The following is a 20,334-nucleotide window of genomic DNA, read 5'->3' on the forward strand; positions in this document are numbered from 1 at the left end:
CCAACCTCCTCTAAGTTTCTTCAGTATAGCAATTTTGGCATTGCATAAGCGAAGTTAATGACCTTAAGTTCTTTACCCAAAAGGATTATAGAAAAAACAAAGAGTTATTCCATCAGTAAATGGTCGATATAGCGTTGAACAATTAATCCTTCTTCGAAATTAACCAATAAAGTAGACTGGTTATTCATTTCTTCAAACAGCGACGGGACTTCTTCAAATTCTTCAATCAATTGACGGTCTTCTCCGTACCTTGATTTATAAAGGGTTGTCCAATTTTCTAGAGTCAGCACGCCCTGTTCTCCATACACTTTAAACTGCAATAATTCTTTTTGACCAATATTGCTAATACCTGTCAGTAAAAAAGGAATTTTTGCTTCGGTAAGTCCGTGTGCAATGAGTCCAGTTTCGCATTTATCCGCTTGTTCTGGATAGGTAATATGATGAGATGTAAACGACAATGCTCCAAAGAGACGATGCATTAATTGAAAATAATGAGGGAACACTTCACGAACAAATCCACCTTGGTTCCTTGAACCAATCCACGGATTTTGTTGCCATAACCTCGGCCAGTCTGGGAAAAAAGTTTGAAGTTCGATTCGGACAATTTTTCCGATATCGCCTTCCTTAATGCGCTTGGCCATTTCACGAATTGCAGGTTTATACATTAAGGGGAAATGCATGGCAGTTTGCACTCGGTTATTTTGTACAGTTTTTACCATCGCTTTGCCACCTTCAACATTGTGGGCCAATGGTTTTTCGCACAGGATATTAATCCCTGCACTAGCTGCACGTTCAGCGATTTCTTCGTGAAAAGCGGGAGGCGTCGCAATATAAACCCAATTGATGTCTGAATGCAGCACTTCCTCCACTGATTTCGCCATAGGGATTCCGTAAGTTTCACTGATTTGCGTAAGACGCTCTGTTTGTGGATCAAAAACTATTTTTATGTCCACATGATGTTCTTGTTCCAGTTGCTTAATAATTCGTTCGCCAACAATTCCTGTTCCAATGATGCCAATTGAAATCATGCCAAATCTCTCCTTTTAATGCTTTTCAGCTTTTTTACCTTATTTGTTTATTAGTGTAACCTTTAAGGGTATAGAATAGTCAAACAATACAATTAAAACCAGAGGGGGAAATAAAATGAATGAACAGACCTATTGGTGGGAAACTATTTTTACGGGTGAATTAGAAGTTGGGGTTAATAAGGAAAAATTAGAAGGTCTCACGGAAGAATCGCTTTTGTATTACGCTGAAACAGCATCACCCGCGGAGACAACACTTTAATTGCGGAAACGGATTAGACTCTATCACTCCCGTACATAAAGGCGCCTTTTCAATTTTGATTGAAAGAGGCGTTTTATTATGCCGTTTTTTAGCGTTAACGACGGGAACGATCGACTTAGAGCCGTTATCCAATTGCCAGGTAACATAATTATTTATATACTTATGAAGAACTGAAAGTGGGGATTGTGATGAAACTAAAATTGATGCTAGTTGCTGTATTATTCCTATCGGGCTGCGGAATGTTAGAATCGACCGACACTTCTGGCACCACGGACCAAATTGATGTGGAAGTAACACAAGTTATTGATGGCGATACTATAAAAATTATATACGAAGGCGAAGAAGTGACGGTTCGCTACCTATTAATAGACACACCCGAAACCAATCATCCACGCCTCGGCAAACAACCGCTTGGTAGTGAGGCCACTGAAGAAAACAAACGTTTGATCGAATCCGGTGATGTATCGATTGAATTTGATGTCGGTGACCGCTTTGATGATTATGACCGTTTACTTGCTTACATTTATGTCGATGGTGAGAGCGTTCAAGAACAAATGCTAGCATCTGGACTGGCCAGAGTTGCTTACGTCTTTCCCCCAAACACACGTTACCTTGACGATTTTGAACAAGTAGAGCAAGTCGCCAAAGACAGCCAAACAGGCATTTGGCAATATGAAAATTATTCAACAGACCGCGGCTTTGACTCGGAAGCTTACGGACAAGAACCAACTAGTACTCCGAGCACGCCCCCTAAAGAAGCAACTACCGACTGCGATATTAAAGGCAACATAAACCGCAGTGGCAATAAAATCTACCACCTGCCAAGCGACTCTTCTTACGAGCAAACCAATCCAGAAGAATGGTTCTGTTCCGAACAAGAAGCAAAAAATGCCGGCTTTAAAGGTGTTGGACAGTAGGTTAATCGACTTGTAGCAATACAAATCGCCACATGCTACTAACCGAATGACCTAAACAGGCTTCTTTTCTTCTTTGTAAACTATTGACTTTTTCTGCTGACGAGCTATACTTATATTTGTCCTGGAAATTGAGATTCCTTAGCTCAGCTGGGAGAGCGCTACCTTGACAGGGTAGAGGTCGCTGGTTCGAGCCCAGTAGGAATCATACATGTTAATCTATCAATGGTTTGAGGCACTTTTCAAACTTCAATGGTGTAGTGGTTGGATACCGAATAAGAATCCACTACCAAAGACCGCTTCCTTATCTGATTGAAATCAGAGAGGAAGTGGTTTTTTTTATTCAAGTTTACTATGCAAGACTATAGAGATGACAAGAAGCTTCTAAACCTTTCTCTTAAATTCCTAGAAATCTATATACTAACGTTAAAAGAGCTTCATATGTTCTGTGTAGTTTAGTATTTTCTAAAATCCTATCGGATATATTAAGCATTACTTATTGTCAATCTTCCAACAAATAAATTTGATGAAATCAAAAACGACTTCTACTTAGAAGTCGTAAAATGAATATATTATAGCTTACATTTTCATCATTAATTAAAAATATGTGTAACCAAAATCTTTACTCATATTCACCGTTGATTCTTTCGATTATCTACATACTTCTACTAGAGTCCTACGGCATTCACAGCATACGTCGCATCTGCATTACTGAACCCTTCAAACTCTAATTGAGCGATCAAACCGCTCCTTGAAAAGGATGTGTATTCGAGATAATTTTTAGCCATTTTTACGGCTTGCTCTCTCCAATTCACATTAATTTTGTCCACAGCATACGTCGCATCTGCATTACTGAACCCTTCATATTCTAATTGAGCGATCAAACCGCTTCTTGAAAAGGATGTGTATTCGAGGTAATTTTCGGCCATTTTTACGGCTTGCCCTCTCCAATTCACATTAATTTTGTCCACAGCATACGTCGCATCTGCATTACTGAACCCTTCATATTCTAATTGAGCGATCAAACCGCTTCTAGAAAATGATGTGTATTCTAGATAACTTTTAGCCTTTTTTATCGCTTGTTGTTGTGACACCGTTTCGGTCTTGTCAGGTGACTTGATAAAATCAGCATTAAATGCTCTTGCCAGAAAAGCAGAAAACTGTTCTCTGTTCAAACTATTATTGGGCTTGAACGTTCCATCTTCATAGCCGCTTACGATTCCCATCGCAGCTAAATTCATAATAGAATAATATGAGCTCATCTTCTTGCCCACATCGCTAAAAGAGACGGTAGGCGTAATCGTCTTATTGAAAAAAGCTCGATTTAATATTATTGCCATTTCTGCTCTTGTTACTACTTTGTCGGGCTTGAACGTTCCATCAGGATACCCCGATATTAAAGAGTTTTCAGTAGCTTCAGCAATATAGCCACTTGCAACTTTTGAAGAGCTTACATCTGAAAAGCTTGTATTTCTTTGTTTTCCATCATAACCCATAGCTCTCCCTATCATGATTGCCGCTTGTGCTCTTGTGACATTACTTTTCGGACGAAAAGTACCGTCTGGAAAACCTGAAATTACCTCTTCGTTTATAAGGTATTGAATCTCATTATAAAAGCGATTACTTTTCTCTACATCCTTTAAATTAGTAGCTGCTAAGGATTGATTAGTAAAAATACCACTAAGCATAAGTAATAGTACAACGAACACTATAATTTTCTTCACTCATATTACCTCCTTTTTTCTTTTACTTTATCATATCCAATAGCCTATAAATATGTAAATTGTCAATTCAAGTCGAACGCGGCAAAAAATTCATGAATGCCTCAAAGGGTTTGTTGTAATTCAGTACCTTTCGTGGCACTCGATTGAACGTCAATCCACCATGACAATCGCAACCACTTCATCGATCGGTAACCTATACTTTTTCTCTGACTCCACACAAATTAGCACTCTACTTCTTACATCAATGCCTTCAATTGTTCCACGGTACTCATGGATGACACCTTCTTTCCAACTTTGAATTACCACTTCACATTGTCGCTTTAACGCAATGTCCATTTCTTCTTGAAGCAGCTGCAAATCGGCTTCCGTTAACTGTGGCTTCGGTACTTGTTCATCTTTGGCATACCATTCCCGAATCATTTCAATATGCTCGGGTAACATTAACGCAGTCCACTTGATGCGTCCGCGGTCTTTGATGTCTCCGACAACTTTTAAATACTTATTGCGTTTCATTCGGTTCGCCCCCTTATTCTTTATTGTGCCCACCGATTAATTTCGTTCGTGCGATCGCAGTACCCGCTTGTGTAGCTGATACACCGCGGTATATAGCTGAATAGCCATATCTTTTACGAATCCGATCCATCGCTTCTCCAAGCTGTCTGTTTTCAAACTTTTTTTCGTCAAAGAGACTTAACTGCATCGATGACTCTTCTTCTAAATTGCTGATAGCTAATGATATTTGCCGAACTGGCTTGTGTTGAAAATACTCTCTGAAAATGCCTTGGCAAACCTTATAAATTTTTAATGTATCATTTGTCGCTTCGTCAATGGACCGTGAGCGGGAAAATCCACCACCGAAAGCTGTCTTGCTGTAAACGATGCTTAAGTGAATGGTCCGTCCTGCACGTCTCGCTTGGCGTGTTCTCATCGCGACGTCTTCGCACATTTCCAGGATGATGGTCATGATGTCTTGTTCTTCTATGTAATCCCGGTATAAAATTTGTCCTTTGCCGTAACTAATTTGTCCTTCGACTAAAGGTGTGCCCATATCTGACAGATCGATGCCGTTGGCGTGCTGATGCAACTGATTTCCTAAAATACCAAACTGTTTTTCTAAAACTGAAACATCAGCACAAGCCAAATCACCAACTGAGAAAATCCCCATATTGTTTAAGGTCTTCTCGGTTCGAGACCCAATGCCCCACATGCGGCTCAACGGTTTAACGGGCCACAACTTCATGGCCACATCGGCGTAAGTCCAAAAGGCAAATCCAGTCTCTTTCGCTTCTAAATCCAGTGCTAGTTTTGCTAGTAGCATGTTCGGTCCTCCGCCGACTGAAGAAGGCAGTTTAAAGTGCTCTAGTATTTCTTGTTGAATGCGGCGCATCGTCATTGTGGGTGCTCCCCATAACTTTTCAGTTCCTGTAAGTTCAACAAAACTTTCGTCCACGCTGTAGATGTGAATCGATTCTTTCGGCACGTAGCTTGCTAATAACTCTGAAATGGCCATGGATTTCTGTAAATACAATTTCATTTTTGGCTCGATCAACAAAATATCTCGGTGATTTGGAATTTCAAACAGCCTTGTACCTGTTCTCACACCAAAACGTTTTTTCATCATGGGTGATGCAGCCAATACAACACTGCCTTTTCGCTGTTGATTCCCGACAACTGCAAGACAAACTTCTAAAGGGTCAAATCCAAGCTCGACCGCTGAAACACTGGCGTAAAAGCCGCACATGTCGATACAAAAAATATAAGGTTCCGGTAATTCAGGCATCTTCATAATTACCACCTCCGAATAGAACGTTTGTTCTTATTCTATACCACAGCCATACTAACGGCAATCCTTTTAAGGAAAATAAAAACAGCCGTTTGGTAATTTAGCAAATGAACATCAGACTAGTACCTGTTTTTTAGTAACTGTTCATAGTTTTGTACGTAGGCAATCAATTTGTACTCTATATGAGTTAGTGATTTTTTGAAACACCAAACTTTCTAACAACTTTACATTTCTCTTTTAACCGTATATGATGAATAAAGTAAGCAGTTCGACATCCAACATTTTTATTGTTTTTGAAATCAGTAAAAATCATTGGGTGCCAAACCCACTGCAAGCTTTAGGAACAAAGTTTGCTTTGAAAAAGTCATCACCTTCGGGTGGTGGCTTTTTTCGTATTTTCATAAACCAAAACAATGAAAAAAAACCGTTCGGGCATTGGCCCAAACGGTTTTGTCTTTTTTACGCTGCTACTGTTTTAGCAGGTTTCTTTTCACGTGCCATCCATTGAATTCCGAACAAAATTACGAATAGTATTGCGCCAATTGTATCAGACAAGCCTTCTGGATAAATCAACGCCAGTCCAGTCGCAAATGTAATAATGCGCTCGAACCAGTTTAGTTTTCGGTACCAGAAACCAATGAGTCCTGCTCCGATGGCAACCATACCTGAAAGAGCTGTAATTAATACCCAAATCAATTCTGGCCAGCTTGTATCAATCATTAACAGCGCTGGAGATAACACGAACATATATGGAATGATGAACGCTGCTGCTGCTAATTTAGCAGCAATAAAGCCGGTTTTAATCGGCTCTCCACCTGAGATACCTGACGCTGCAAATGCAGCAAGTGCAACCGGTGGTGTAATATCAGCAATGATACCAAAGTAGAAAACGAATAAATGAGCAGATAAAGCGACCACTAGTGGAACTGCTGCTCCAACTGGCTCATCTAACATTAATAGCGTAATAATAGCAGGTGCTGCAATTGTAGACGTAATAACATAGTTGGCAGTTGTTGGAGAGCCCATGCCCAAAACAATTGCTGCTAGCATTGTGAAGAACAGCGTTAACAGGATGTTTCCTCCTGAAGCTGAAACCAGTCCATTTGCCAAGCTCAATCCGAGCCCCGTCTTTACAACTACTCCAACGATAATACCTGCTGCTGCTGTAGCTGCTGCAACTGCTAACGCTGTTCTTGCACCATCGACTAAAGCTAAAATCATATCTTTAAAGCTAAGTCGTGTTTCTTTGTTGAAAGCACTAACAAAAATCGTTAACAAGATTCCGTAAAGTGCTGCTTGCATTGTTGGCACACCAATCAATAAAAATACGATAATGGCAACAATTGGCGTAAGTAAGTAAATCTTTTTTAATACTTCTTTACGATTTGGCATTTCTTCTGGAGAAAGACCTTTCAGGCCAATTCGTTTGGCTTCGAAATGAGTCATGATCCAAACACCTGTGAAATACAAAAGAGCCGGTATAGCAGCGGCTTTCGCTATTTCCCAGTAGGTTACTCCTCCGATAAATTCAACCATTAGAAAAGCTGCAGCACCCATAATTGGCGGCATTAATTGACCGCCTGTTGAAGCCGCTGCTTCTACTCCACCAGCAAACTCTTTCTTGTAACCCAATTTTTTCATCATCGGAATCGTATAAGAACCTGATGTGACAACGTTGGCCACTGAACTTCCAGAAATGGTTCCTTGCAAAGCACTTGAGAAGATTGCTACCTTCGCGGGGCCACCAACTAAATTACCTGCGAGTGATACAGCCAAGTCATTAAAATACTGCCCGACCCCCGTTTTCACTAGGAACGAACCAAATAACAAGAAGGTAAAAATGAAGGTAGCTGAGACACTGATGGGTGTTCCTAAGATTCCATCGGTAGTATAGAACATCAGTTGGATAACCGAATCTAAATCCTGTCCCCTGTGGCGTAAAAATCCTGGGAAATAAGGTCCGAAAAAGGAATATGCCAAGAACAAACTGGCAATGACCGTAATTGGCATACCGACTGCTCGCCGTGTTGCTTCAAGTGTCAGCAAGATTGCTAATATCCCGACAATTAAATCCAATTCGGTAACCCGTCCAAGACGGAAGACTAAATCATCATACATAATTGGCCAATAGGCAGCTACGCCTACTGATAATAGCGCCAGTATGTAATCATACCAGGCAACTTTGTGACGAGCCCCTTTGCGTTTTCTAGCAGGAAATAATAGAAAGATTAAGGACAGTGCAAACCCTAAGTGAACCGATCGCTGAATGTAAGCAGTATACTGCCCAAAGATAGCGGTATACAATTGGAATAAAGAAAAGGCTAGTAAACCGAAAAAGACCACATGTTTAATTATTCCACTTAAATCTCTCGTATTGGATTCAGGATCGTATTTTTGTAGAATTTCCTTTTGTTTTTCCTCCGAGACGTATGATTCATCTTCTGGTGGAAGCTTTTTCTGTTGAAGTTCTTCTGGAGATAACTTATCGCTCATCAATTCTCACTCCTTTTCTTAGTTGAAACAGGGATAAGTGCTCTACACGAAACGTATAGGACTGTCCTCTTTCAAGTGTTCTTTTTAAATCCATCTGATGTCCTTTGGTTTTGAATGACAAGTTGGCATCCACATCTCCCACAAATAACCGAAACTCCGGAATTTCCTTTGTCATATTCTTGATAAAGTATTTACCGTCTTTTTCGACAAAGGTCTCTCCTTCTCCTGCATTTGAAGGCATGCCAATGTTAAAGTCTTCGTATTCAAGTTCTGTCATCATTATTCTATTATCGCTTACTACTTTGTAGCTTTCAATAACTTCTGATAAGTGAATTGAATGCGTGTAGATTAGTTGGAAGTACGGGCTGACAACTGGTACATAAGCCGCTACTTCTTCAGTCTCATTGTCGATAAACACATAATACTTCTGGGAAGGGATAAATGCGATTAAGGAGCTGATGATGAGGAGGATGGTTACGAAAAGAAGGATTTTTTGTATCCGGTTACACCGCATAATCTGTTCTCCCCTATGTAAACAAATAACTGACGGCAAGCTTGCGCTTTACCGTCAGTTAATCGCTCATTCAATTAATTTACTTCGTCGAAATATTTTTGTGCACCTGGATGGATATCGATTCCAATTCCGTCAAGGCCTGTTTCAGCTTTGATCAATTCAGCTTTTGCATGCTGGATTTTATCTGTGTTTTCGTAAATTGCTTTTGTGATATTGTAAACAAGATCTTCTGAAAGGTCATTCTGCACGACTAACATCGCTAAAACAGAAACCGTTGGAACCTCTTCAGTCAATCCGTAAATACCAGATGGTACAACGTCGTGCGCATAGTAAGGATATTTCTCGATCAATTCATCGGCTTTATCCTTTTCTACAGGAATGATTACTACGTCAGAAGTTGCGCCTAAGCTTTCAACTGCGCCTGTTGGTGTCCCAGCAGTGATGAATGCTGCGTCAATTTGACCTGACTGCAAGCTTTCTTGTGATTCGCCAAAGTCAAGATTCTGTGCATCAATATCGTCCATTGTCATGCCATGGATTTCTAATAATTGTTCAGCGTTAATATAAGTCCCAGAGCCAGGTGCACCAACTGAAATTTTCTTCCCAGCTAAATCGTCAAATGAAGCGATACCTGAACTTGAAGTTGTAACTAATTGAATTGTTTCTGGGTAAAGTGCCCCAATAGCAGAAACCGTATCAATCACTTCGCCTTCGAACATATTCGATCCTTCAGCAGCGTAAAATGCCGTATCTGTTTGAACAAATGCGATTTGTGCATCTCCATCAGCCAGTGCCGTCATGTTCGCAGCAGATGCCTGTGAAACTTCGGCAGTTGTATCTAAGCCTGTCTCTGTTTCAATAATGGATGCCATTGCGCCACCAAGTGGATAATACGTACCTGTTGTTCCACCTGTCAGAATACTAAGGAATTCTGGATCTTTAGAAGCTTCTTCTCCGCCTCCACCTTCAGTAGCCTTGTCATCTCCACAACCTGCTAAAAACACAGATCCTGCAAGAGTAACTACAGCGAATAAACCAAATTTCTTTCTCAACATAAAGTGACCTCCCTTTTCTAAACTAATTTTTGACGTTCTTATTCATAATAGCATGTCTTTCTTACTAGATTCAATGCATTTCGAAAAATACAACCGCTTACATAAAGAACATTTAGAATACTCGTTTACGTCTCTGCACCTTCTACATACGTTTCAGGGGCTGTGTCTTCCGGAGCCAAATCTTCAAAAGTCTTACCTTGTTCTTCCAAATCACGCGTGCGGTGAGCGATACGCGCTGATGCGCATGCAGCAACACTAGCGACTAAATCATCCAAAAAAGTATGAACCTGTCCACCGTATTTAGTATCCAACTCGTGGATAATGCCTGTTTTATTTTTGTCCAAATGACCGAATGTCGTTACTGCGATACTGCCATACGTTAACACTGCACCGAGTCCAATCATTTCATCAACGCCAAAAAGACCTTCATCCGAACCTACAATTTGTTGAAGTGGGCGGGATAGTTTGCCTTGTTCAGCAAGTTCATCTAACTCAATTCCCACAAGTAAGGCATGCTGCATTTCACGTTTACGTAAAACACTTTCAACGGACTCCATACAATGTTCGATTTTAAGTCCTTCGTTAAAAGGCAATTGCATATCCAGAACTATTTTGGCTATGTCTTCATTTGTAACGCCTCTACGTTCTAATGCTTCATGAGTAGCTTTTGTCACATCATCTGAGTGAACCCGGAATCTTCTGCCATCCATATCCAAAACCCCTCTCATCTTAACTTATTCATGTTCCTTTCCATTATACCTTGTCTATGCAATGTGGTACAATTTTCTTACAAAACCCTAAAGGAGGCATAGACATGACTACTGGAAAGGTAGAAGATTTATCGATCTACAGCAAAGAGCTTCAAGAAGATATGCAACTGCTTGTCTATCTCCCTTCCAATTTTTCACCTTTGTATAAATACACACTCGTTATTGCTTCTGACGGCAAAGATTATTTTCAGCTGGGGAGAATTCCGCGAGTTGTGGATGAATTATTGGAAAATCGAGAAATAGAAAATATTATTGTGGTCGGTGTTCCGTATAAAAGCGTAGCTGATCGCAATAAAAAATACGAGCCGACTGGCGAGCAACATGGCGCTTACCTGCGCTTTTTAGCACACGAACTGGTACCGTTTTTAGATGCTAAGTACCCAACTTACCAAGTGGGTATGGGACGCGCTTTGATTGGTGACTCGTTAGCCGCGACTGTGTCCCTAATGGCAGCTTTGAAATACCCAAATATTTTTGGGCGCGTAATTCTTCAGTCACCGAAAGTTGGCGAAAACCTCTTAACGGCCGTGGAAGCTTTTAAATCAGCAAACTCGTTTACCGTTTATCATGTAATTGGAAAAGAAGAAACAGCCGTAAAATTGGGATCAGGAGAAACTGCTGATTTTCTCGAACCAAATCGAAAATTAAATAATTTAATGAAAAATAAAGGGTTTTCGGTCTTTTATGAAGAATTTGAAGGAGACCACACTTGGAAGCATTGGCAGCCCGATTTAAGACGTGCACTTATTCAGAACTTCGGCATGTAGAGGCTGATGATGCTCCAAAGTAGCATGAGCAACATACTTATAAGATGGTTATTACAGACAAGGAGGTCATTAGGATGAAATATGGAGTCGCAGCTTTTCCTTCAAAAAAATTACAGGATATTGCCAATTCGTACCGGAAAAGATATGATCCGCATTATGAGTTAATCACTCCTCACATGACATTAAAAGATCCATTTGAGGTGGATGCATCACAGATTAAGGAAATGGCAGCAGAAATGCGGAATATTGCAAGTCGCCATAAACCATTTAAATTGCATGCTACGCGTGTTAGCACATTTTCTCCGGTTAACACTACTTTGTATTTCAAAGTAGAACCGACTGCTGAAATCAAAGGGCTACATGAGGATTTAAATTCTGATTTCTTTGGTGGCACGTCCAAACACTCTTTCATACCGCATATCACAATCGGGCAAAAATTGTCTGATACAGAACATGCCGATGTCTACGGTCAGTTAAAAATGGCCGGCATTGATCACGAAGAAATCATTGACCGGGTGCATCTGCTTTATCAATTAGAAGATGGATCGTGGACGGTTTATGAGACATTCCGTTTAACTGGAGATGATCAATAAGTGTTGAAAGTTAAAATGGCTGAAAACCAAATGGAAAAAGAACAAGCTTTTGATATTCGCAGAAAAGTTTTTGTAGAAGAACAAAAGGTGCCCCTTCATATCGAAATGGATGAACATGACGATGGCGCCATTCACTTTATCGCGTATCAACTTGAACAGCCAATTGCTGCTGGGCGTATCCGTGAAGTTGAAACCGGTCTTGGCAAAGTTGAACGCGTATGCGTACTTTCCGAGTATCGCGGTCAGCACATTGGCGTCATGATGATGAACGAAATGGAAGATTATGCTCAGACAAATGGCATTTTCAGACTTAAATTGAATGCACAAACTCATGCGCTTGCCTTTTATGAAAAGCTTGGCTATGAAATTACATCAGACGAATTTATGGACGCAGATATTCCCCATAAAACGATGGAAAAATCATTAAACTAAGAATAATAAAAACAGATCAACCGGTAAATCGGCTGATCTGTTTTTTTGCTGCTTATAAAATATGGAACCCGCTGTCTACATGAATAGTTTCTCCTGTAATTCCGCGTGACATATCACTGAAAAGGAATGCCGCTGTATCGCCCACTTCTTCAGGTGTCGTATTACGACGTAATGGCGCTTTTTCTTCAATTTCGTGCAAAATCGAGTTGAAATCACTGACTCCTTTTGAAGAAAGCGTACGAATTGGACCTGAAGAAATCGCATTCACACGAATATTGTGTTTGCCAAGGTCTGCTGCTAAATAACGCACGGACATTTCAAGAGAAGCTTTCGCAACACCCATGACGTTATAGTTAGGCATTACACGTTCGCCACCGATATAAGTTAGTGCAACGATACTACCGCCTTCAGCCATCAATGGTTTTGCATTTTTCGCGATATTTGTTAACGAGTACGCGCTAATATTATGTGCTAACAAGAAGCCATCTCGCGACGTATCTGAAAAATCGCCTGCTAATTCTTCGCCTTTTGCAAAAGCGATACAATGCGCTAATCCGTGAATTGTGCCAACTTGTTCTTTAATTGTCGTGAAACAAGTCGCAACAGCTTCATCATTGGTCACATCGCATGGCAAAATCAATTCATGGTTCCCATCCAACGTTGCGACTAAATCCCGTACTGATTTTTCAAAACGTTCACCTGCATAAGTAAAAATTAGATTGGCTCCAGATTGATCTAACGAACGTGCAATCCCCCAAGCAATGCTCCGCTTGTTGGCTACTCCCATAATGACAAAAGTCTTTCCTTGTAATGATATTGACATGTCCATTCCTCCTGCGTCGATTATTATTACCTGGTACTAATAATACATCACAAAAAAGAAAAGTGCAATTTGCACTTTTCTAGAGGCGGCTCAAAAAAGTGGTAGCTAAGCCTAAATAAATTAAAATCGAAATAATATCGTTTAACGTTGTGATAAAAGGACCTGATGCTACAGCTGGATCAATCTTCATCCGATGAATTAATAACGGGATAAAGGAACCGGCTAACGTGGCGACAAAAATAGAACTCATAACAGCAGTTCCGACGAGCATGCCGATTAACAATTCACCTTTCCAGAAGTAAACCAAGCCAACAACGACGACTCCGCACACAATGCCCGTAATGAGTCCCGTACCTGCTTCGCGAAATAACAGTTTCATTTTACTTTCTTCTTCAATGTCTCCTGTCGCAATTCCTCGAACTGCTACAGCTAGTGCTTGTGTGCCACTGTTACCAGCCATACCCGCAATAAGTGGGATAAAAACAGCTAATAACGCCACTTGGTCCAGCGTTGCTTCAAACATGCCCATCAAATTGGCCGTCAGCATACCTAAAAATGTTAACAAAATCAGCCAAGGCAACCGTTTTTTAGCGGCAGTCAACGAACTTTTGTCAAACGTGTCCATATCTGATACAGCTGCGAGTTTCGAATAATCGTCTGAAGCTTCCTCTTCTAATACATCAATAATATCGTCAACGGTAATAATGCCTAGCAAATGCTGTTGAAAATCGACTACCGGCAATGCCAGGAAGTCATAATCCTTAATCATTCGCGCTACTTCTTCTTGGTCTTCGCTAACCGAAACACTGACCACTCGTTCGTTCATAATAGCACTAATCAGGGTATCTTCTTCTGCAAGAATCAAATCCCTTAACGTGACAATGCCTGACAGCTTCTTCTCATCATCAACGACAAATACATAATAGATGGTTTCAGCATTAGGTGCTGCATTACGAAGAATATTCATCGCAGAACGTACTGTCGAATTTTTCGGTACAGCCACAAATTCTGTCGTCATAATGGAACCTGCCGTATACTCTTCGTAATGCAGTAGATCTTTAATTTGCTGCGCCGATTCTTTATCCATGATTGTTAAATAAGTGGCGACCTGCTCTTTATTTAATTCGTTTAAGATATCTACCGCGTCATCTGTGTACATATAGGACAACAAATCAGAAGCATAACGAGCATCCATCTCGAGAAATAGATCTTCGTAATCATCATCATCTAATTCAATCGCTTCAAACAAATCCGCCATCTCTTTAGGAGAGAGATACTGATACAGCAATTGCCTTGTCCCCGAATCCGCCTTCTCGTAAAAACTTGCTTGGTCGTATGGATGGTGGGATAAAAACTCATCACGGAATTCTTTAACATCTCCGCGTATAAGTAATTCAGTGAACAATGCTTCGTTTAATTCTTCATCGCGTACTACTTTTTCTTCCATCATGTATACTCCCTCCTTTCGAAGATCTTCTATGCTTGCTATAGTAGTCTATACGCTGTACCACTCATATGTATAGTAAATTTTTAAAAAGAGGTGTGTTCGATGAAATTTGATGTAATTGGTGACATTCATGGCTGCTACCAGGAGCTACTAAAGCTCATTGATCGATTAGGGTACGAAAAACAGCGAGATGTCTTTATTCATCCTGAAAACAGGCAACTCGCTTTTGTTGGAGATGCCACGGACCGCGGTCCTGAATCACTTGAAGTTCTACGTTTATTATTCGCCTTACAGGATGAGGGTATTCTTTACTATTCCCCTGGCAATCATTGCAATAAACTTTTCCGCTTTTTCAAAGGACATGATGTCCAGCTTGCTCACGGCTTAGAAATGACCGTGGCGGAATGGAAAATGCTGCCTCCACAAGAACAACAGCAATTTCGCAAACGCTATCTTGAGTTTTATGAACAGTTGCCTCATTACCAACAACTTGATCATGATTTAATCGTTGCTCACGCCGGACTAAAGGCTGAAATGGTTGGAAAGCCGCTGAGTAGAGGCATCGCGGTCTTTGTACTATACGGCGATATTACGGGAAAGTTTCACGCTGATGGTCGCCCTGTTCGCCGCGACTGGGCCAAATCCTATAAAGGTCCTAAATGGGTCGTTTATGGTCATACGCCGACGAGAGAACCTTATTTTATCAACAACACCGTCAATATTGATACCGGCTGTGTTTTTGGGGGTTCGTTAACAGCCTTCCGTTTTCCTGAAAAAGAAATCGTATCCGTCTCTTCCGAACAGCCTTATCAACCAGACCGCTTTTATCGTTACACTTAAATCAACGACTGCATGTCCCCATTTAATGACGAATGGAAGAACAGCCTTTCGTCTGTAACTGGATGGATCAATTCCAACTCTGTACAATGCAGTGCTTGGCGCTTTATGAGATTTCTCTTGCCACCATACAAATCATCTCCAACTAAGGGATGACCAATATGCGCTAAATGAACGCGTATTTGATGGGTTCTTCCCGTATTTAATTGCAAAGAAACATGCGAATAGCCTGCTAACTTTTGAAGCAAACAAACTTCAGTTTCCGCAAATTGACCGTCTTCCCGAACTTCTCGCTCGATAATGCTGGCGTTTTTTCGACCAATCGGAGCTGTTATCGTAAATTTTTCTTTTTCTAAAAGTCCATGAACTAGCGCCTCATATCGCCGCTTCATCTTTTTTTCCTGTTGTTGCAATGAAATCATATGATGAATATGGCGATTTTTTGCGATGCAAACAAGTCCGGAAGTGTCACGGTCGAGTCGAGTTGCGATATGCAAAGTAGACGGAATGCCATGGTCATTAAAATGCTTTGCAACAATATTGGCTAAACTGCCAATAGGATGCTCACGGGACGGAATCGTATTTTGCATAGGCGGCTTTTCCACAATTAGCAGCGCTTCATCTTCGTAGACAATTTCCAGTGGTCCGTCTTCTGCGCTTAAGCCTTTGCCATGTTCTTCATTCGGAAAAATAACGGTCACAGCATCCCCTTTTTCTAAGGCATGCCTGACCGTTACTTCTGCACCATTCACCAGAATTTGACCACCTCCGTATTTAACAGAAGCTAGTGTCCGTTTGGAGATGCCCCATCCTCCTAGCGCGTCTCGGAGCAATCCCGGATTTTCAGCGGTATACGTCAATTGAAAAGGTTTCATGGCATTCAATCTGAAAGCTCACTGTCGATAAACGAGTCGTGGACACGTTGCCAAAATGGAAATGCACGGAATCTCGCAAAGCGTACTTTTTCCTTGGCCACTTTATACTCGATTGATTTAACGTCTTTGTGGAGCAGTTGTAAGTGATCGACGGTAACCATAAAATCAGGGGCCTTAACAGGGCGCAATGCACATTTATGATGCCCAGGCAGCACCAGTGGGGAACCGACTGTTCGGAAGACACGGTTATTGATCGATGCCATCTCCGTCAATTGCATTGCTTGCAGCGATGGATGGATGATGGCACCGCCTAATGCTTTGTTGTAAGCTGTACTGCCTGAAGGGGTCGACATGCACAACCCATCTCCTCTAAAACGTTCGAAATGACTTTCATTCAAAAAGACATCCATTACCAATGTCACATCAGGAGATTTTACCGTTGACTCGTTCAAAGCCAAATAAACAGCGGGGTCGTCTAAGTTCTGATAATGAATGCTGACTTCAAGTAAAGGATATTCGATTACTTCATATTCTTTTTTCGCGATAGACAAAACAAGCTTTTCAATTTCAATCGGTTTCCAATCGGCATAAAAGCCAAGATGACCGGTGTGTATTCCGACAAAAGCGACTTCTGACAACTTTTCGCTGTATTTGTGAAAAGCGTGAAGCAACGTCCCATCTCCGCCGATAGACAAAACAACGTCTGGCGATTCCTCGTTCCATTCCATGCCAAAATCCTCTAAATAGTCTTTTGCGGTCCTCATCAAGTCATTGGATAATTTGTCTGTTCTCGATATGATATGAAATTTCATCGTTCTGCTCGACCTCCTTCTCTATCACTCAGGAAATGTGTACCGGGAGATTCCTTAAACTCGGTGAAATAAGCTTGGGCTTCTTGAATTTCATCCCGAATCTGGGACATCTCCTCATCTAGTTGGAACGCGGCTTCTGCTGCTCGTTGAAGCCGATTTTTTATTTCTTCTGGAAAAACGCCTTTGTACTTATAATTCAAGGAATGCTCGATTGAAGCCCAAAAATTCATAGCCAGCGTACGGATTTGGATCTCTGCTAAAATCAGTTCCTCGCCGTTAATCGTTTGAACAGGATATTCTACAATTACGTGGTACGATCGATAGCCGCTCTGCTTTTCGTTTGAGATATAGTCTTTTTCCTCTACAATTCGCAAGTCTTTACGTTGTTTTAGTAAAGCTACTACGGTTTCAATATCCCCTACAAACTGACACATCATTCGAATACCCGCGATATCCTGCAATTGATGCGCAAGCTTTTCAGAGGGTTCAAACGCAATCCCTTTTTCTAAAGTCTTATCGTAAATACTTGCTAACGGTTTGACACGTCCCGTTACAAATTCGATTGGCGAATTGGTGTTGTCATTTTCAAATTGGCTCCGCATTCCTTTAAATTTAATTTTTAATTCGTCTACTGCTTGTTTATATGGTGCTAAAAATCGATTCCATTGCCCCATCACCGGACCCCCTTACTTCTTTTAAGCTCGTGAAGCAAGTGCCTCATGAAATGCTTGCTCGACAGCGGTACGGAAATCTTCCCCGTAATTGTCGTTGCCTTCTATGTTTTCCACCAGCATCCACAGTTCTTCGTGAAAATTTGCTAATGGCATAATTTGCTTACCCCACGTCAGAAGCGGAACTTTTTTCAGTTGTAACGCTTGCGTTAACGCTGACCATGTATGTAGTTTAAATTGGACATATATATAATCAGTACCTGTGTCCAACAAATAGACAAACGCTTGATGATCAGAATCTGTCAACATTTGACCGGATGCTTCAAGCGCTTCGGCCGGTTCCATTTCTTCGATAATAAACTCAATGTTTTTTTCAGTTATTTCGGTCCTGTTTACTGCCACTAATTTATGCAAATCGAACCTTCCTTTCTAGCTTGTTGATAATGATATTTTAACACAGCTCTGCCATTCGTTGCAGTTTGCATCCAACTATCCGATAATGAAGTTACTAGAGAGGTGTTTTTCATGACAAAAGAACTTGAAATCGAATTTAAAAACATGCTAACAAAAGAAGAATATACCCGTTTACTGAAAGATTATTCCGATTTTCATAGTGGCCCCATCACCCAACACAATCATTATTTTGATACCGCTGATTTCCAATTAAAACAGCAACTTAGCGCATTGCGCATACGCGATAAAAACAAGCACTTTGAATGTACCTTAAAAATTCCAGCCCCAGTTGGACATTACGAAATTACCGATCAATTGACTAATGAACAAGCACGTCGCATGCTTGAATCACAGTCTTTCGAAGCTACAGAAGTAGCCGAAGCACTGTTAAAACTTGAGGTGCTAACAGAAAAGTTAACATCAATCGGCACCTTAACGACCCATCGTGTGGAATTTGAATACTTGCAAGGCTTATTGGTACTTGACCATTCCGAATACAATGGACAAGAAGATTTCGAATTGGAATACGAAGTTTCCGATGCTGCAACTGGTCAGGAAAACTTTTTGAATTTCTTGCAGCAACAAGGCATTCAACAACGTCCAGCAGATAAGAAAATTGCGCGTTTCATGAAATCTGCTGCAGCACGTTCTACTGATTACTAGTTTCAATCCCCAAATCCTGGCAGCTCTGCAGTCGATTTGTTTGAGATATTCGGGATCCGTTGTTAGAATGAAATGACAGCTAAAGCAAAGGAGACACGATGATGACTGGAAAACCGATTATTCCGTATGAAGAGATTGGTGCGGAAACATTATCACAGCTAGTCGACGCATTTTATGCTCGCGTAGCGGCACATCCAAAGCTGCAGCCTATTTTCCCAAATGACCTTTCAGAAACCGCCCGTAAACAAAAACAATTTTTAACCCAATATTTAGGTGGACCGAATCTTTATTCAGAAGAACATGGACATCCGAGACTAAGAGCAAGACATAACCCATTTGCCATCACCCCTACTCGAGCTCAAGCTTGGTTAGAGTGCATGAGCGAAGCGATGGATGAAGTGGGGCTAAATGGAATGTTCCGTGAAACCTTATACAACAGACTTGTTTTAACGGCACATCATATGGTCAATGAGTCTGATAGTGAGGAGGAGTTGGAGTGAGTAACTTAGATTTGGTCGAAGAAATTCATGAACCTGTGAGTTCTTTTAAACCAATGGAGCTGTATGTTTTTGTGGATCCGCTCAACCCAGAATGCTGGGAGATGCAAGGAGTCATTCGAAAATTACAAATTGAATATGGCCATTATTTTTCCATGCGTATTGTGCTAAGTACACAATTACTCAACTTAAACAAAACAATACTTTCAGCAAATATCGAGACCGACAACTTGACTCATCCCGTGTTACCTTCCGTTGCGATCAAAGCGGCAGAGCTTCAAGGAAAACGTTCAGGAAATCGATTTCTCCACAAATTGCAAGAACACCTCTTTCTTCAGTCAAAAGACGTTTCTTCTTACAGCGTTTTGTTAGAGATTGCAGAAGAAGCCGAGCTAGACCAAGAAGAATTTAAATTGGATTTTCATTCGGTGCATACCGCAAAAGCGTTTCAATGCGATTTAAAGATTACTCGTGAAATGGAAATTAACGAAGTGCCAAGCATCGTGTTTTTCAATGAATGCATTGAAGATGAAGGTGTAAAAGTATCTGGACTTTATTCATATGACGTTTATCAAACCATTTTACAAGAGATGATGGGAGAAGAAAGTTTAAATCGACAAACTCCACCTTCTTTAGATGATCTTTTCACTAAATATTCGACAATGGCAACTAGAGAAATTGCTTCTATATACAACATTTCTGAACAAACAGCAGAATGTGAGTTAAAAAAACAAGTACTTCAACAAAAACTAGAACGCATTTGCATGCCGAAAGAAACGTTATGGAAAGTTAAATAACCTGCCTCCCAACTTTGGGAGACAGGTTATTTTTTTAAGCGTTTATTATGCGTTTCGACATTCGACAGTATTTATGTAAGTTGGACAGTATTCGAGCTGAATTGGACAGTATTTCATTCAAATCGGA

At 40.8% G+C, this 20,334-nt stretch carries 23 protein-coding genes and 1 tRNA gene; 10 read left to right on the plus strand and 14 right to left on the minus strand.

Translation table 11 applies throughout. The features are described from left to right. Positions 1 to 104 precede the first annotated feature (104 nt). Positions 105 to 1,028 (minus strand): Gfo/Idh/MocA family protein, encoded by a 924-nt coding sequence (locus FQ085_RS01965; RefSeq protein WP_149455783.1) that lies wholly within the window; start codon positions 1,026 to 1,028, stop codon positions 105 to 107. A gap of 115 nt (positions 1,029 to 1,143) precedes the next feature. Here FQ085_RS01965 and FQ085_RS17970 point away from each other — a divergent pair, with 115 nt between their 5' ends. The 3 genes from FQ085_RS17970 to FQ085_RS01975 all read left to right on the plus strand — a co-directional run bounded on the left by FQ085_RS17970 (position 1,144) and on the right by FQ085_RS01975 (position 2,409). Next, positions 1,144 to 1,287, plus strand: coding sequence for a hypothetical protein (locus FQ085_RS17970; RefSeq protein ID WP_169793183.1), 144 nt, complete (start codon positions 1,144 to 1,146; stop codon positions 1,285 to 1,287). A gap of 188 nt (positions 1,288 to 1,475) precedes the next feature. After that, positions 1,476 to 2,204, plus strand: coding sequence for a thermonuclease family protein (locus FQ085_RS01970; protein WP_149455784.1), 729 nt, complete (start codon positions 1,476 to 1,478; stop codon positions 2,202 to 2,204). A gap of 132 nt (positions 2,205 to 2,336) precedes the next feature. After that, positions 2,337 to 2,409: transfer RNA gene (locus FQ085_RS01975), tRNA-Val, on the plus strand. Between the two features lie 460 nt (positions 2,410 to 2,869). On the opposite strand, the gene FQ085_RS01980 is transcribed toward FQ085_RS01975, so the two are convergent. The 7 genes from FQ085_RS01980 to FQ085_RS02010 all read right to left on the minus strand — a co-directional run bounded on the left by FQ085_RS01980 (position 2,870) and on the right by FQ085_RS02010 (position 10,480). Continuing rightward, on the minus strand, positions 2,870 to 3,925 hold the full coding sequence (locus tag FQ085_RS01980) for an S-layer homology domain-containing protein (protein ID WP_149455785.1): 1,056 nt from the start codon (positions 3,923 to 3,925) through the stop codon (positions 2,870 to 2,872). A 150-nt stretch (positions 3,926 to 4,075) separates the two neighbouring features. Then, on the minus strand, positions 4,076 to 4,438 hold the full coding sequence (locus FQ085_RS01985) for a YolD-like family protein (RefSeq protein WP_149455786.1): 363 nt from the start codon (positions 4,436 to 4,438) through the stop codon (positions 4,076 to 4,078). A gap of 13 nt (positions 4,439 to 4,451) precedes the next feature. After that, positions 4,452 to 5,711 (minus strand): Y-family DNA polymerase, encoded by a 1,260-nt coding sequence (locus FQ085_RS01990; RefSeq protein ID WP_082707550.1) that lies wholly within the window; start codon positions 5,709 to 5,711, stop codon positions 4,452 to 4,454. A 456-nt stretch (positions 5,712 to 6,167) separates the two neighbouring features. Further along, positions 6,168 to 8,201: a TRAP transporter permease gene (locus tag FQ085_RS01995; protein WP_058384764.1), complete on the minus strand. Its 2,034-nt coding sequence runs from the start codon at positions 8,199 to 8,201 to the stop codon at positions 6,168 to 6,170. Beyond that, positions 8,191 to 8,715 (minus strand): DUF1850 domain-containing protein, encoded by a 525-nt coding sequence (locus FQ085_RS02000; protein ID WP_058384763.1) that lies wholly within the window; start codon positions 8,713 to 8,715, stop codon positions 8,191 to 8,193. Before FQ085_RS02000 ends, FQ085_RS01995 begins: the two co-directional genes overlap by 11 nt. Positions 8,716 to 8,789: 74 nt before the next feature. Continuing rightward, the gene (locus FQ085_RS02005) at positions 8,790 to 9,770 is read right to left on the minus strand and encodes a TAXI family TRAP transporter solute-binding subunit (RefSeq protein ID WP_071153555.1); all 981 of its coding nucleotides are present in this window, start codon (positions 9,768 to 9,770) and stop codon (positions 8,790 to 8,792) included. Between the two features lie 125 nt (positions 9,771 to 9,895). Beyond that, a complete protein-coding gene (locus FQ085_RS02010; RefSeq protein ID WP_058384761.1) occupies positions 9,896 to 10,480 on the minus strand; it encodes a phosphatidylglycerophosphatase A family protein in 585 nt (194 codons plus the stop codon). 104 nt (positions 10,481 to 10,584) lie between these two features. Between FQ085_RS02010 and FQ085_RS02015 the strand changes: the two genes are divergently transcribed. From FQ085_RS02015 to FQ085_RS02025, 3 genes are all read left to right on the plus strand, one after another. Then, on the plus strand, positions 10,585 to 11,307 hold the full coding sequence (locus FQ085_RS02015) for an alpha/beta hydrolase (RefSeq protein ID WP_058384760.1): 723 nt from the start codon (positions 10,585 to 10,587) through the stop codon (positions 11,305 to 11,307). A 74-nt stretch (positions 11,308 to 11,381) separates the two neighbouring features. Beyond that, positions 11,382 to 11,900, plus strand: a complete 519-nt coding sequence (locus FQ085_RS02020; protein WP_058384759.1) for a YjcG family protein — start codon at positions 11,382 to 11,384, stop codon at positions 11,898 to 11,900. Beyond that, positions 11,901 to 12,332, plus strand: coding sequence for a GNAT family N-acetyltransferase (locus FQ085_RS02025; RefSeq protein ID WP_058384758.1), 432 nt, complete (start codon positions 11,901 to 11,903; stop codon positions 12,330 to 12,332). A gap of 52 nt (positions 12,333 to 12,384) precedes the next feature. Here the strand turns inward: FQ085_RS02025 and fabI are convergent, their stop codons facing one another. Further along, a complete protein-coding gene (fabI, locus tag FQ085_RS02030) occupies positions 12,385 to 13,155 on the minus strand; it encodes an enoyl-ACP reductase FabI (protein ID WP_058384757.1) in 771 nt (256 codons plus the stop codon). A gap of 79 nt (positions 13,156 to 13,234) precedes the next feature. Continuing rightward, positions 13,235 to 14,605, minus strand: a complete 1,371-nt coding sequence (gene mgtE, locus FQ085_RS02035) for a magnesium transporter (protein ID WP_149455787.1) — start codon at positions 14,603 to 14,605, stop codon at positions 13,235 to 13,237. Between the two features lie 99 nt (positions 14,606 to 14,704). On the opposite strand from mgtE, the gene prpE reads away from it, so the two are divergent. Beyond that, on the plus strand, positions 14,705 to 15,442 hold the full coding sequence (gene prpE, locus FQ085_RS02040; protein ID WP_058384755.1) for a bis(5'-nucleosyl)-tetraphosphatase PrpE: 738 nt from the start codon (positions 14,705 to 14,707) through the stop codon (positions 15,440 to 15,442). Here prpE and FQ085_RS02045 read toward each other — a convergent pair. Genes FQ085_RS02045 through FQ085_RS02060 form a run of 4 tightly spaced genes read right to left on the minus strand, consistent with a single transcriptional unit; the run spans position 15,439 to position 18,211 of the window. Beyond that, a complete protein-coding gene (locus tag FQ085_RS02045; RefSeq protein WP_149456132.1) occupies positions 15,439 to 16,314 on the minus strand; it encodes an RluA family pseudouridine synthase in 876 nt (291 codons plus the stop codon). The two genes, prpE and FQ085_RS02045, sit on opposite strands and share 4 nt — an antisense overlap. Before the next feature lie 5 nt (positions 16,315 to 16,319). Then, on the minus strand, positions 16,320 to 17,126 hold the full coding sequence (locus FQ085_RS02050; protein ID WP_058384754.1) for an NAD kinase: 807 nt from the start codon (positions 17,124 to 17,126) through the stop codon (positions 16,320 to 16,322). Next, positions 17,123 to 17,800 carry a GTP diphosphokinase gene (gene yjbM / locus FQ085_RS02055; RefSeq protein ID WP_058384753.1) on the minus strand — a complete coding sequence of 226 codons (678 nt, stop codon included), beginning with the start codon at positions 17,798 to 17,800 and terminating at the stop codon, positions 17,123 to 17,125. The genes FQ085_RS02050 and yjbM overlap by 4 nt, the downstream gene beginning before the upstream one ends. A 21-nt stretch (positions 17,801 to 17,821) precedes the next feature. Then, positions 17,822 to 18,211: a UPF0738 family protein gene (locus FQ085_RS02060; protein ID WP_149455788.1), complete on the minus strand. Its 390-nt coding sequence runs from the start codon at positions 18,209 to 18,211 to the stop codon at positions 17,822 to 17,824. Between the two features lie 111 nt (positions 18,212 to 18,322). Here FQ085_RS02060 and FQ085_RS02065 point away from each other — a divergent pair, with 111 nt between their 5' ends. The 3 genes from FQ085_RS02065 (at position 18,323) to FQ085_RS02075 (ending at position 20,207) form a co-directional block, all read left to right on the plus strand. Beyond that, positions 18,323 to 18,913: a CYTH domain-containing protein gene (locus tag FQ085_RS02065; protein WP_149455789.1), complete on the plus strand. Its 591-nt coding sequence runs from the start codon at positions 18,323 to 18,325 to the stop codon at positions 18,911 to 18,913. A 101-nt stretch (positions 18,914 to 19,014) separates the two neighbouring features. After that, positions 19,015 to 19,413: a globin domain-containing protein gene (locus FQ085_RS02070; RefSeq protein WP_149455790.1), complete on the plus strand. Its 399-nt coding sequence runs from the start codon at positions 19,015 to 19,017 to the stop codon at positions 19,411 to 19,413. After that, positions 19,410 to 20,207: a ClpXP adapter SpxH family protein gene (locus tag FQ085_RS02075; protein ID WP_058384749.1), complete on the plus strand. Its 798-nt coding sequence runs from the start codon at positions 19,410 to 19,412 to the stop codon at positions 20,205 to 20,207. The genes FQ085_RS02070 and FQ085_RS02075 overlap by 4 nt, the downstream gene beginning before the upstream one ends. Positions 20,208 to 20,334: the final 127 nt, after the last annotated feature.

The organism is Planococcus sp. ANT_H30, from assembly GCF_008369335.1.
GTDB classification, from domain to species: domain Bacteria; phylum Bacillota; class Bacilli; order Bacillales_A; family Planococcaceae; genus Planococcus; species Planococcus kocurii.

What these genes read in the sequence shown, in the direction of transcription:
- prpE (WP_058384755.1), top strand. Translation starts at nt 14,705, where the DNA reads ATGAAATTTGATGTAATTGGTGACATTCATGGCTGCTACCAGGAGCTA.
- yjbM (WP_058384753.1), bottom strand. Translation starts at nt 17,800, where the DNA reads ATGGGGCAATGGAATCGATTTTTAGCACCATATAAACAAGCAGTAGAC.
- FQ085_RS02000 (WP_058384763.1), bottom strand. Translation starts at nt 8,715, where the DNA reads ATGCGGTGTAACCGGATACAAAAAATCCTTCTTTTCGTAACCATCCTC.
- FQ085_RS02065 (WP_149455789.1), top strand. Translation starts at nt 18,323, where the DNA reads ATGACAAAAGAACTTGAAATCGAATTTAAAAACATGCTAACAAAAGAA.
- FQ085_RS02015 (WP_058384760.1), top strand. Translation starts at nt 10,585, where the DNA reads ATGACTACTGGAAAGGTAGAAGATTTATCGATCTACAGCAAAGAGCTT.
- FQ085_RS02070 (WP_149455790.1), top strand. Translation starts at nt 19,015, where the DNA reads ATGACTGGAAAACCGATTATTCCGTATGAAGAGATTGGTGCGGAAACA.
- FQ085_RS17970 (WP_169793183.1), top strand. Translation starts at nt 1,144, where the DNA reads ATGAATGAACAGACCTATTGGTGGGAAACTATTTTTACGGGTGAATTA.
- FQ085_RS02045 (WP_149456132.1), bottom strand. Translation starts at nt 16,314, where the DNA reads ATGAAACCTTTTCAATTGACGTATACCGCTGAAAATCCGGGATTGCTC.
- fabI (WP_058384757.1), bottom strand. Translation starts at nt 13,155, where the DNA reads ATGTCAATATCATTACAAGGAAAGACTTTTGTCATTATGGGAGTAGCC.
- FQ085_RS02010 (WP_058384761.1), bottom strand. Translation starts at nt 10,480, where the DNA reads ATGGATGGCAGAAGATTCCGGGTTCACTCAGATGATGTGACAAAAGCT.
- FQ085_RS01990 (WP_082707550.1), bottom strand. Translation starts at nt 5,711, where the DNA reads ATGAAGATGCCTGAATTACCGGAACCTTATATTTTTTGTATCGACATG.
- FQ085_RS02005 (WP_071153555.1), bottom strand. Translation starts at nt 9,770, where the DNA reads ATGTTGAGAAAGAAATTTGGTTTATTCGCTGTAGTTACTCTTGCAGGA.
- mgtE (WP_149455787.1), bottom strand. Translation starts at nt 14,605, where the DNA reads ATGATGGAAGAAAAAGTAGTACGCGATGAAGAATTAAACGAAGCATTG.
- FQ085_RS02050 (WP_058384754.1), bottom strand. Translation starts at nt 17,126, where the DNA reads ATGAAATTTCATATCATATCGAGAACAGACAAATTATCCAATGACTTG.
- FQ085_RS01965 (WP_149455783.1), bottom strand. Translation starts at nt 1,028, where the DNA reads ATGATTTCAATTGGCATCATTGGAACAGGAATTGTTGGCGAACGAATT.
- FQ085_RS02020 (WP_058384759.1), top strand. Translation starts at nt 11,382, where the DNA reads ATGAAATATGGAGTCGCAGCTTTTCCTTCAAAAAAATTACAGGATATT.
- FQ085_RS01995 (WP_058384764.1), bottom strand. Translation starts at nt 8,201, where the DNA reads ATGAGCGATAAGTTATCTCCAGAAGAACTTCAACAGAAAAAGCTTCCA.
- FQ085_RS01985 (WP_149455786.1), bottom strand. Translation starts at nt 4,438, where the DNA reads ATGAAACGCAATAAGTATTTAAAAGTTGTCGGAGACATCAAAGACCGC.
- FQ085_RS01970 (WP_149455784.1), top strand. Translation starts at nt 1,476, where the DNA reads ATGAAACTAAAATTGATGCTAGTTGCTGTATTATTCCTATCGGGCTGC.